The organism is Rhizobium sp. A37_96 (assembly GCF_053521765.1).
In genome coordinates this window covers 1-11,762 of record NZ_JBNWDS010000017.1, presented here as the reverse complement: position 1 = coordinate 11,762, position 11,762 = coordinate 1, and the positions used below count along the sequence as shown (strand labels likewise).

General features: G+C 58.5%; 10 protein-coding genes and 1 pseudogene. 8 read left to right on the top strand and 3 right to left on the bottom strand.

Annotation, left to right across the window (positions count from 1 at the left end):
* Window positions 1-2: 2 nt before the first annotated feature.
* Window positions 3-716 (top strand): class I SAM-dependent methyltransferase, encoded by a 714-nt coding sequence (locus ACQZ6J_RS28750; protein ID WP_163993195.1) that lies wholly within the window; start codon window positions 3-5, stop codon window positions 714-716.
* 178 nt (window positions 717-894) lie between these two features.
* Here ACQZ6J_RS28750 and ACQZ6J_RS28745 read toward each other — a convergent pair whose 3' ends face one another.
* Genes ACQZ6J_RS28745 through ACQZ6J_RS28735 form a run of 3 tightly spaced genes read right to left on the bottom strand, consistent with a single transcriptional unit; the run spans window position 895 to window position 4,935 of the window.
* Complete coding sequence (locus ACQZ6J_RS28745) at window positions 895-2,316, bottom strand: FGGY family carbohydrate kinase (RefSeq protein WP_449086506.1); 1,422 nt, start codon at window positions 2,314-2,316, stop codon at window positions 895-897.
* A 10-nt stretch (window positions 2,317-2,326) separates the two neighbouring features.
* Window positions 2,327-3,571, bottom strand: coding sequence for an NAD(P)/FAD-dependent oxidoreductase (locus tag ACQZ6J_RS28740; RefSeq protein WP_449086505.1), 1,245 nt, complete (start codon window positions 3,569-3,571; stop codon window positions 2,327-2,329).
* The gene (locus ACQZ6J_RS28735) at window positions 3,568-4,935 is read right to left on the bottom strand and encodes an FAD-dependent oxidoreductase (protein WP_449086504.1); all 1,368 of its coding nucleotides are present in this window, start codon (window positions 4,933-4,935) and stop codon (window positions 3,568-3,570) included. The genes ACQZ6J_RS28740 and ACQZ6J_RS28735 overlap by 4 nt, the downstream gene beginning before the upstream one ends.
* 120 nt (window positions 4,936-5,055) lie before the next feature.
* Between ACQZ6J_RS28735 and ACQZ6J_RS28730 the strand changes: the two are divergent.
* From ACQZ6J_RS28730 to ACQZ6J_RS28700, 7 genes and pseudogenes are all read left to right on the top strand, one after another.
* Window positions 5,056-5,223 (top strand): annotated as a pseudogene (locus ACQZ6J_RS28730) (DeoR family transcriptional regulator); the annotation flags it as partial.
* Window positions 5,224-5,277: 54 nt separating this feature from the next.
* Window positions 5,278-5,832, top strand: a complete 555-nt coding sequence (locus tag ACQZ6J_RS28725) for a DeoR/GlpR family DNA-binding transcription regulator (protein WP_449086577.1) — start codon at window positions 5,278-5,280, stop codon at window positions 5,830-5,832.
* 75 nt (window positions 5,833-5,907) lie between these two features.
* The gene (locus tag ACQZ6J_RS28720; protein WP_449086503.1) at window positions 5,908-7,113 is read left to right on the top strand and encodes an ester cyclase; all 1,206 of its coding nucleotides are present in this window, start codon (window positions 5,908-5,910) and stop codon (window positions 7,111-7,113) included.
* A 158-nt stretch (window positions 7,114-7,271) separates the two neighbouring features.
* Window positions 7,272-8,519, top strand: coding sequence for an ABC transporter substrate-binding protein (locus ACQZ6J_RS28715; protein ID WP_163993207.1), 1,248 nt, complete (start codon window positions 7,272-7,274; stop codon window positions 8,517-8,519).
* Between the two features lie 93 nt (window positions 8,520-8,612).
* Window positions 8,613-9,641 carry a carbohydrate ABC transporter permease gene (locus tag ACQZ6J_RS28710; RefSeq protein ID WP_449086502.1) on the top strand — a complete coding sequence of 343 codons (1,029 nt, stop codon included), beginning with the start codon at window positions 8,613-8,615 and terminating at the stop codon, window positions 9,639-9,641.
* Between the two features lie 9 nt (window positions 9,642-9,650).
* On the top strand, window positions 9,651-10,532 hold the full coding sequence (locus ACQZ6J_RS28705) for a carbohydrate ABC transporter permease (protein WP_204326847.1): 882 nt from the start codon (window positions 9,651-9,653) through the stop codon (window positions 10,530-10,532).
* 5 nt (window positions 10,533-10,537) lie between these two features.
* Window positions 10,538-11,602: an ABC transporter ATP-binding protein gene (locus ACQZ6J_RS28700; RefSeq protein ID WP_449086501.1), complete on the top strand. Its 1,065-nt coding sequence runs from the start codon at window positions 10,538-10,540 to the stop codon at window positions 11,600-11,602.
* The last annotated feature ends 160 nt before the right edge of the window (window positions 11,603-11,762 follow it).

The following is an 11,762-nucleotide window of genomic DNA, read 5'->3' as shown; positions in this document are numbered from 1 at the left end:
TGATGTCAAAGGATATAGCAGATGCGCTTACGGCAAGGCTTCTGTTTGAGCCGGATCTAGCCCATATCCAGGGCACCACCGCTTTGAAGCCGTTGAGCGTCAAGAGATTTGCGCAGATCGCGGCGGCCTTCGAAGCGGGCCAGTTCTATAACCGGCATCTCTATAATTGCCCGCAATTCGACAGCTGGCTCGATCATCTCGTTTTTGCCTCGAAGAAGGCCGAAACTCTGGGCGAGGGCCTCTTTCTGGAATTCGGGGTCGCAAGCGGCGTGACGATCACCACGATCGCCAATGCCGTTCGCCGCCCGGTCGCGGGTTTCGACAGCTTCAAGGGGCTCCCGGAGAATTGGCGCGAAGGCGTCCAGATCGGTGCGTTCGCTACGCCCGTGCCGCAGGTGCCGGCAAACGTCAGGCTCTGGATCGGCATGATCGAAGAGCAGCTGCCGCTCTTTCTTCAGCAGAATCCCGGCGAAATCCGCTTCATCCATATCGATACGGATCTCTACAGCGTTGCCAAATATATTCTGAAGGCCTGCCGTGAGCGCATGAACGATACGGTGGTCGTCTTCGATGAGTTTTTCAACTATGCGGGCTATATCGATCACGAATTCAAAGCCTGGGCAGAGTTCCAAAGCGAAAACAATCAGATATTCGACTTCAAATACCTTGGACTGGGCGGCGAGGTCGCGGTTTCGGCTCAGGTAACCAGAAAATAGCCACGCCTCGGTCACGGCATGAGCTGATGCGGCAGGCGCTTCGAACCATGCAATCGACATCATCGTCATGTGGCGCCGACCGGCGCCACATGACTGAAGCACCCAGCTATTCTTCCGTCCACCTCACCGATGACGGCCTGGCCGGTTCTGGATTGGCACTCCCATTGGAGCCTCGCGATTACAAGGGAGCCGGCCTCCAGCCGCGCGCGCGGCATATGGCATCATTAAAGATGCCGGACCAGACGGCCCCGTCGAGGCTCGGTCCGACTAGGAATTGCTGCAGTCGCGGAGGGTCGATTTCCTCGCCAAGGGCAAGAGCGGCCAGGGACGCCACTCCGGCCGCCGTTTGCTCCGCGAAGCTGCCGACGCGGAAGCTGCGCCCACTGCAGTTTGCAAGGAACTGCACGAAATAGCTGTTGGCGGCAATTCCGCCATCGATAGGAATATGCTCTTGCAAGGCACAGTGATTGCCGATCGCGGCCAGCACCTGCGAGGTTAGAAAGGCTACGCCCTCCAGCAAGGCCTGGCACATATCTCTTCGGTCCATGCTCGGCTGCAAGCCGATGATCAGCGGGCTGGCACTGCGATCCCATGTGGGGCAACCCAGACCGGAAAACGCCGGGATGAACACAAGACCTCTTTCAACGGCTGGCGCTGGTTCCAATATTTCGAAATCCAGGAGACTTCGGGCCAATCCCGCTCGCAACGCCCATTCGATGGCCGATCCCGCATCCTGAACTCCGCCGTCGATCGCATATGTCGTCTCGTCGCCGAGATCCCAGGCGACTGTTGGCAGCAATCCGGATTCGAGAGCGTCCCGCTTCAGAGACGTGCCCGTTACGGTCAGCGCGAAGGCGCCAGTACCGAACGTCACCTTGGCGTCCCCCGCAATCCTGCAACCATGTCCGTAGAGAGCGGCTTGCTGGTCGACTATCGATGCCCCCACCCGCGCGCCGGCAATGCTTCCGAAGCCGGCGATATTGGACCGGATGGGAGGAAGACACTCAAGGGGCACACCGAACAGCCGGCATAGCTCCTCGTCCCATTCTCCCGTCTCCATGTTCATCAGGCTGGTTCGGGATGCGGTTGCCCGATCCGTGGCAAAGCAACCCGCCAAACGATCCAGGAAGAACGCATCGGTGGTTCCGAGCCTCAAGCGGCCCGCCTTCAACGCGGCCGCCGCCTTGGGCAGGTTGGCGACGATCCAGCCAAGCTTCGCTGCCGAAAAATAGGGATCCAACGGAAGTGCTGCCCTGCGCCGAACCGTCTTTTCAAACCCCTCCGCAGCCATTCGTTCCAGTATCTGGACGGTACGCGTATCTTGCCAAACAATGATCGGAGACAAGGGTTCCTTGGTCACGCTATCCCATGCCAGACAGCTTTCCCCCTGATTTGCCAATCCAATCGCATCCACCGGACCGGCCGCCTCTATGAGGGACAGTATGTTGACAGCCAGCTCGTTCGCGTCCTGCTCAACCCAGCCATGACGGGGATATTCGTTTCTATGCGATCTGCTGCCGATATGGCGGGCATCCCCTGTCTGGCTGAACAGGATTGCTCTCGTGGAAGTCGTTCCTTGGTCGATGGCTAGGATTCGCATGGGCACGCTTTCATTGGGCGGAGATTACCAGGGGATCCGCGCCGGTTCTGGGCAGCTCGTCGATCGGAATGCGGATTCGGCGCTCCGGTCCGCTGTCCAATCGTCGTTGCCACACGGTGCGGCCGGCTTGCTCAACCGTCAAGTTGCCGCGGATCCAATCGCTCAAGCGAACTTCGATATGAGAAAAGGCGGCGTTGTCGCCGGCAAAGGCGATCGACTGCGGTACGGCATATTTGACGCCTCGTCCCGCTTCTATCCTCGTCAACGAAAGAGGTGGCAATCTCTTCAGATCTCGGGCGATGACATTTGCGACGCGCCGCCCTTCGGACCAGCAATGACCCGCCGTTTCCACTCCCCTAAGCAGGTTTCCGGCGGCATAGACACCCGGCAATTGCGTCCGGCCGCGATTGTCGATTTCGGGACCCTGGCTACCGTCATCGATTGCGATGCCGCCGATGCGGGCGACCGCCGCTTCGGGCGTAAACCGTCCGGTAAAGAGAACCCCGTCGCATTCCAGCCTGTGTGTGTCCTGGGTAAGTCGGTTGCGCAAATGCACGGCGATGACTTTGTCGGTACCATCGATGCCGGCTATTTCCGTATCGCGATAGAAGGGAATACGGGTGATGGCGGGTAACCAGCCGAAGGGCCTGCGCGCCAATGCCCGCGGACCGGCCTCGACGATCGCGACCGGCTTCGCACCGGCCTTGAAACATGTGAGGATCGCCGACATCGCCACGAGTTCGGAGCCTATGATGACGGGTCTGCGAAACGGCCGCATTCCTCTGATGTAGATCATATCCTGAAGTGCGGCCGTGTTCATGATGCCCGGTGGCCGGGAACCCGAGACGAGCATGGCGGAGCGCGCGGCTTCCCGCACCCCTGTCGCCAGCAATATCGCTCTCGGCCTGACCTCCAGAAGGCCGTCGGGACTGGCAATCAGGGCACTTGGGCCCGCCTCGATGGAGACGACCGTATGTTTGAGCAGTAATCGGGCTCCCGCCTGCTCGGCGGCGGCGACCAGCCGCCGGACATATTGCGCTCCTGTCAGAATCCGGTGAAACTCTCGCATGCCGAACGGTGAATGGCCGCAATGGCGCGGCATTCCACCCGCCTCCGGTTGACGTTCAACGATCACGACATTCTGCACACCGGCCTGCCGCAGCGCCACCGCTGCGGCCAAGCCCGCCGGGCCTGCGCCGACGATGAGAACGTCCACGGATGGGCTGACGCCAGGCAAGTTCGAAATTTGGCTCATAGCGGCGTCCCGGGAGGATATGGAAGGCGTTCTTTCGTCAATTCGGCCAGGCGGCCGAGGCAGTTGAAGCCCTGGCACCGGCCCATGGTGCAACGTGTTCTTCGCTTCAAGCCGGACAGATCTCGCGGCGGCAACGCCCCCGACAAGGCATTGTCGATCTCGCGACGCGTCACCAACTCGCAGTGACAAACGATCTCGCCATAGCCGGGCGTCTGCCAGTCACGCGCGACATGTTCGGCAAGATTGGCCATTTTCGGCACCGGCTCGCGCGGTGTGGGGCTGTCGTGTTCGCCGAGCAGCAACGCAGCCGCGTGATTTGCCAATCCGAGCGAAGCCGTCAGCCCAGTCGACCGGATCCCGCCAACGGTAAGCCAGCTGCGTTGCTTGTCATGACGAATCCGATAATATTTTTGCTCCGTCGCAGGGCGAAGCCCGGCATAAATCGCCGTAACGGGCATGCCACGAAGTGCCGGTAGCATTGCCTCGGCACGGGAAATGAGCTTCACCATTTCCCCTTCGTCAACGGTGGCAATCGCACGATCCGGTTGCTCTTCGGCAGTTGGACCGACAAGGACATTGCCGAATATGGTACGGCAAAGAACAATTCCTTTTGTTCTGTCGTTGGGAACAGGCAGTATGATTGCGGAAAGCAAGGCGCTTGCAGCCTTGTCGAAGACGACAAATTGACCTTTTCTCGGCTGGATCCGAAAGCTCACGCTCCCCAGAAACCGCTCTTCGACAAGGTCACCGTAAAGCCCAGCGCAATTCACGATGCCCTTTGCGAAAAAGGTGCCGGCATTCGTCTCGATCGCCCACGTCTGCCCATCGAAGACACCATCCCTCGCCTCGGTCTCGAACAGGAAACGTCCGCCCATCGCCTGCACCTGCAATGCATAGGCCAGGAACGGCGACCAGGGATCGATGACATATTCGCGAGGCACCCACAGCGCGCCGCGCACGTCGTTCGATAAATGGGGCTCGCGTTTGCGGACCTCTTTCGCTTCGATCAGCACGGCGTCCATGACATCATTTTCATGCGCCTGGGATTCCAGGGCGGGCAAGCGTTTCGCTTCATCATCCGTCCACGCGACCACCATCGCGCCCGTTTTCAGGACGGGAAGGTGCATGCTCTCGCGCAGGGCCAAATATTCGGCATGCCCCTCCTGCACGCAGGCAAGCTCGAGACTTCCCGGCGGCGCGTCGAATCCGGTATGCAGGATCGCGCTGTTCGCCTTGCTCGCTCCGGACAGGATATCGCGCCCTTTTTCAAGCACGATCACCTTTGCGCCGGCGAGCGCGAGACGACGCGCTGTCGCGCATCCAACGACACCCGCGCCGATGATTGCAAAGTCGTAGACTTCCATTCCGGCTATCGCTTCCTCTGGTGATCCGAACATATTGTGGTTATGTTGTGGAAGCGATAACCCATTGTGACCATATGGTCAATATTAATGACTGAATAGTCAAAATCGGGATATGAGATAATGACCCCTGAAGAACGACGAAACAACATACTCGATCTCGTACGGACCGAAGGCCGCGCCTCCGTCGAGCAATTGGCAGACAGTCTGGACATCTCACGCGAAACCATTCGCAGAGACCTGACCGAGCTGGATCGACGTGGCTTTCTGCGGAAGGTCCATGGCGGCGCGGTCGTCGCCGAGCCCTATGCGGGCGACACGGGAGAAGGACCGTTCGCCGCCCGAATGACCGAGAATCTGGCTGCGAAACGAGCCATAGCAAAGGCGGCCGCGGCTCTGCTAAAGCCCGGCGACAGCCTTTTCATCGATACCGGATCGACGACCTTGATGTTTGCCGAAGAATTGCCGGCCTTACAAGGGCTTACGGTGATTACGAACTCGGCTGCCATTGCCGCTTTGGCTGCAAAGGGCGAAGAGAGTCGTGTATTCCTCATCGGGGGCGAGTTTCGACGCGGCGGCCAGGAATGTGTGGGAGATATGGCCGTCCAGCATATCGGGCAGTTTCGAGCCATGCATGCATTCCTGACGGTCGCGGCCGTTGCAGCAACGGGCTATATGGATCACGACCTTCAGGAGGCGCAGATCGCACGAGCAATGTCGCGCCAAGCTGGAAAAGTCACGATCCTGGCGGATTCTTCGAAAATGGATCGGGTCGGGGTTTTCGAAATTGTGCCCGCTTCCGCCTCATCCAGATTGATCGCCGATTCCATACCCTCCAATCTTGCGCGGCAACTCACCGCCGCCGGGGTCGAGATAATAATCGCAACCGCAACGAAATGACCGTTCGGGCATAACTATTGACCGTTCGGGCATATTATGTTTATTCTCTCCCATGATCTGGAAACGGGAGCCGAGATGAACGATCAAACCACCAAGAATTCCGCGAAAAGCGCGCCGACAAGTGAGACACCGGTCGCCGCCCGTGGCCACGCGGATTCCAAACAAGCCCGCTCGAAGTTCCGCGGGCTTGAGCCACGGCATATGCCGAAGGATTTTTCCATCTCGCTCGACGCCTATCGTCGGGGTGGCACCGACGCGTTCCTCGGCAAGACACCGGCCCATGCCGTGCGCCATTCGATGCGCGGCTTCGAGGCGCAATATGCCAATATCATCGATTACATCATCCGGATCACGCATCAGATCTGGGAAGAGAAAGATATCGGCTACATTTACGATACCTACAGTCATGACTGCATGGTGTGGGGCGAGTTGGGATTGGCCGCGGGGCGCGATCTCGTCGTTCAGCATGTGATCGAGCAGAGCAATGCCTTTCCCGACATGCGGATCCTCGCCGACGAGGTGATCTGGGCCGGCGACGAGGAGATAGGCTTTCACACCTCGCATCGCTCGCAGATCATCGGCACGAATACCGGTTGGAGTGCCCACGGCGCACCGACCGGAAAGCGGATACAGTTTCTTTGCATGGCAAACTGTGTTTCACGCGACAATGAGATTTTCTACGAACATGTAGCCTACGATACGTGTTATCTCGTCAAGCAGCTCGGCCTCGACCCTGTAGAGACCGCCCGACGCGCCGCATCGCTGCTGGGGCCGGATGTGTTGCCAGCGGATTTCCTGAGCAGCGAACCGACGCGTACCACCGGCCAATCAAAACCCGAGAATGTCTCCATACCGGACAGGATCGGCGATAACCCCGAGGAATTCGTCAGAGCCGCCGCTCAAACGATATGGAACAGACGCAATCTCTCCGCTGTCGAGAAGGTCTACGGTGCTGGCATCGTGTCGGAGGCGACGGGTGGGCGCGTGTTTCAGGGAACCGGACAATTGCGCTCGTTCATGCTGTCGTTGCTCGCAATGTTTCCCGATGCGCTTTATTCGGTCGATGACCTCTACTGGATGGGAAATGCCGAGGACGGTTTCCTCGTGGCCCAGCGCTGGTCGATGATCGGCACGCATCGGGGCCATGGACGCTATGGTGCTCCGACCGGACGCGAGGTCAATCTCTGGGGCATAACCCATTGGGTCATCGAAGGCGGACGTGTGACACGCGAGTGGACGACGTTCAACGAATTCGGCGTTCTCGTCCAACTTCTCCGCTAGCGCTGCCTAAACTGGCGCAGGTCTGAATGACCTGCGCCGAGGGGCACGAGCAGCTTCGAATTGCATACGTATTCCAAACTCGACGTCTTACGCCAGAATTGCCCTTGAAGAGGCAAACAAGCGGACACAGGCAACCAAAACCAATGAAAGAGGGAACTATGAAAAAGATCAGATTACTCGCATCGACGGTCGCGGTCTCGGCCGGCCTGCTTGCCGGAACGATGTCCGCAAAGGCCGACTGTGGCATTGAAAAAGGATCGGTGAGGATCCTGTCCAATGATTTCGAGGCTCTTCGGGTCGTCGTCTCGGAGGCTGAGAAATGCGCATCCGCCAGCGTCAAGGTAACCAAGAACCAGACGACCGAGCACAAGAACCTGCAGGTCCCGGCCCTGCGGGTCAATCCCGCCGAATACACGGTCGCGATGATCGCCAACAATTCGATCGTGCCGCTGCTCAATGAGGGACTGATCCGCCCGATGGACGACCTCGTGGCCAAATACGGACAGGACCTGCAGCCGAACCAGCTCATCAAGCTGGATGGAAAGATCATGGCGATCGCCTTCATGGGCAATTCGCAGCATCTTTATTTCCGCAAGGATATCCTCGACAAGGCAGGTCTCTCTGCGCCCAAGACATATGAAGATATCCTTGCCGCGGCAAAGGTCATCCGGGAAAAGGGGCTAATGCAATATCCGCTCGCCGCCTCCGACAAGGCCGGGTGGGATTTGGCAGCTGAATTCGTGAACATGTATCTCGGTTATGGCGGCGAGCTCTTTCAGCCCGGTTCGGCAGCACCGGCCATCAACAACGAAAAGGGTCTAGCCACCCTGAAAATGATGAAGGATCTGACGGCCTACATGAGCCCGGACTACATGACCTTCAACGCCGACGAATTGGCAAAGGTCTATGTGTCCGGCAAGACCGCCATCATGAATGAATGGGGCTCCCTGGCGGGAGGCATTGTCGATCCGAAGGTTGCGCCCGCAGACATAGTGAAAGACACGGTGCTTGCCGCCGCGCCCACAGTGGGCGGCGGGTCTACGCCTGCCGCTGCCCTGTGGTGGGATGGCTTTGCAATCGCGAAAAACATTTCGGACGAGGATGCAGAGGCTTCCTTCCGGGCGATGATCTACGGAACAAGGCCGGAGGTCGGCAAGGCCCATGCCGATATCGCTACCTGGCTGACGAAGGACTATGTTCCGGGCGCCGGCGCGGTCGGCGTACTGGCGACCGCGAACGGCGGCGCCATACCCTACCCCATGCTGCCCTACATGGGACTGCTCCATACTGCGCTCGGCTCCGAGCTTGCGGATTTCATGCAGGGCCGGGAAAGCGCGGAGAATGCGCTTGGCGATGTCGAAGCTTCCTACAGTGCCGCAGCCAAGGAAGGCGGCTTCCTAAAGTAGCTCGACAATCGGGTGGCCATATAGACCGCCCGAACGTCCACTTGCTCCCGGCGCCGATTTCGCCGGAAAGAGCTGTATCTCTGAGGAGGGCTTATGCCTCATCGGGCTTTTTTTGCCTTCATATTGCCGTCGCTGATCCTGATGATCCTGTTTATCGCGTTACCGATCGTGTCGGTTGCGGTGCAGTCGCTGTACGTGCAGCATGAAAAGGTCGTCGTGGAAACCGAGACCTGCGCACCCTTCGGTGGCTGCAAAAAGGAAACACGGGTGGATGCCGACGCGACGGCCAAACTGCGCCACGACGAACCTCTCGGCCATTTCAACGGTCTTGGAACCTATATCGACCGAAACCATCTGGCCTTTGCGGAAATCGGTTCGATCATGGGTAACAACAAGGGTTTTGGCGATGCTGTAGCCCGCATCTACAGCCTGCCATTCTACAAGGCGCTTGCCTTCACGCTGGCCTATACCTTCGTTGTAACGCCACTCGCGATGGCGCTCGGCTTCTGCATCGCGCTTGGTGTCAACAATCTGTCTCCAGCCCTGAAGGGCCCGGTCATTTTCTTTTCTCTATTGCCGATGATCATCACGCCGCTTGTCGGCGCGCTCATCGTCTACTGGATGGTTTCCTCTCAAGGGATTCTGGGCGCGGCGCTTCAATCACTGGTTGGCGATCCAACGCTCTCGGTCGGATCGTCCGCCGTGCTGACATGGATAACGCTGCTCCTGTACGGCATCTGGAACAATGCGCCCTTTTCGTTCGTGGTATTCTATGCCGGCTTGCAGACCGTGCCTGCCGACACGCTCGAATCGGCAATGATCGACGGCGCAAGCCGCTGGGAGCGGATACGTTTCATCGTTATTCCGCATCTCGGCCCGCTTGCGACCTTCGTCGCCCTGGTTCAGCTGATGGATAATTTTCGCGTGTTCGAGCCGGTCGTCGGCTTCAGCGCGGAGGCCAATGCAACATCGCTATCCTGGTCGATATTCAACGACCTTCGAGGCCAGGTCGATCAGCTCTACGGTTCGGCGGCGGCAACGTCGATGATGACGATCTTCGGTGTCATCATTCTTCTTTCCCCGGTTCTGGTGCGCACATGGCGCGAGTTCAACAGGCACTAGGAGCGCATCATGATTCCCGCTGTACGCCGACAACCAAAGTCCTTGAAGACCGTATCTCTTTTGCTTGTCCTGATATGGGTTTTCCTTGCTGCATTTCCGTTTGCCTGGACTGTCTGGGGTTCATTCAAGGTCGAGCAGGACTTTTTCTCGCGAGACTCCTGGTGGAATGCCGTCACCGGTGTTCGCACGATTGCCCAGACGGGAAGCGCTTTTACAAGCGGAGGCTACTATGGTGCATGGGTCGTTCGCGATTTTGCATCATCGGTTTTCAATACCACCATCGTTACGATAGCTGTGGTCGTCATCTCGCTGACCTTCGGAACACTGGGTGGTTATGCTCTATCCCGCTCGAGCCATCGCTACACCTTCTGGATTTTGATGGTGGCGCTGGTATTTCGGGCAATGCCGCACATTACGCTTGTATCCGGTTATCTCTTGCCGTTCTTCCAGCTGAATATCTGGGGATACCTGCCGACCGCAATCATGGTGCTGGTGGCGATCAATCAACCGTTCACGCTCTGGATGCTTCACTCCTTCTTTCTGTCCATACCCAAGGATCTCGACGAGAGCGCGATGGTCGACGGCTGCTCGCGCTTCCAGGCTTTTCGTCTCGTCGTCATTCCGGTGATGTGGCCGGGTGTGATCACGACAGGCCTCTTCTCCTTCCTTCTCGCCTATAATGATTTCGCAGTCACGGCGATGCTGCTGTCGCAGCCGAACCAGACGATGGTTCCGAAAATCGCGAGTTTCCTGGGTACGGTTCAACAGGACGGCAACGTCATGTTTGCCGTTGCGGCGGTGGTCTCCGCGACCGCGCCTCTTTTCCTCCTAGTTATGTTCTTCCAGCGCCAGATCGTCAGCGGCCTTACGGCGGGCGCAGTAAAGGGATAATTCAGATGGCAGAAATCCGCCTCAAGAACGTTTCGAAGCGCTGGCACAATTTCGTTGGCGTCGACAACTTCAACCTTACGATCCATGACCGTGAATTTCTCGTTCTGCTTGGTCCGTCGGGCTGTGGAAAAACGACGACCATGCGCATGATCGCGGGACTGGAGGATATCAGCGACGGCGAAATCTGGCTTGGCGACAGACTGGTCAACAAGCTGGAGCCGAAGGATCGCGACATCTCGATGGTGTTCCAGAGTTACGGCCTCTACCCCAACATGAGCGTATACGAGAATATTCGCTTTCCATTGCGCGTGCGGCGCGTTCCCAAGGAACAGCATCATGAAAAGGTCATGCAGGCTGCAAAGATGGTCGAGCTGCTGGACTTTCTTGATCGGCGGCCGGCGGCCCTGTCGGGCGGGCAACGCCAGCGCGTAGCACTCGGTCGCGCGATCGTGCGGCAGCCCAACGTGTTTCTGATGGACGAGCCCCTGTCCAATCTCGACGCAAAGCTGCGCGTCTCCACGCGCGCCCAGATCAAGCATCTTCAGCATACGCTGCAGGTTACCACGATCTATGTCACGCACGACCAGATCGAGGCCATGACACTGGCGGACCGCGTCGTCGTCATGAACAAGGGCATCGTTCAGCAGGTTGGAACACCGACCGAAATCTATGACAATCCGGCTAACACATTCGTCGCCTCGTTCATCGGCTCTCCGGCAATGAACCTTGTGCCGGGCGAGCTGAGAGACGGAACCTTTCTTGCCGACGGAATCAGCATCCCCTCCTTGCCGAGGGACATAAGCGGGCCGGTTACGCTGGGTTTCAGGGCCGAGGACGCATCCCTCGTATCGGAGGGCGGGCAGTTTCGCGCGGACGTCTATTCCATGGAATTGCTTGGCGAAGCCACAATGGCGAGTTTCCGGATTGGCGAGCAGCTCGTCTCGATAAAATCAGACAAGTCCTATCGAGCCGAGATCGGGCAGCGCGTGCATGCCGTGATCCCCTCGTCGGCCTGTCACCTGTTCGATGCGAGGACCGGCACCCGCGTCTCGCAGCCACATAAATCCTGAACATGTAGCGAAGCGGCCGTTGGTCTGGCCGCAAGGAGAACCATCATGACGGTTACTTATGTGAAGGTTGGGAAGACTGCGACGGAGCGTGCGGAGGAGGATGCGAAGGTTCGCTCGATTGTCGAGGCGACGCTGAAGGAGATCGAGACGCGCGGGGACG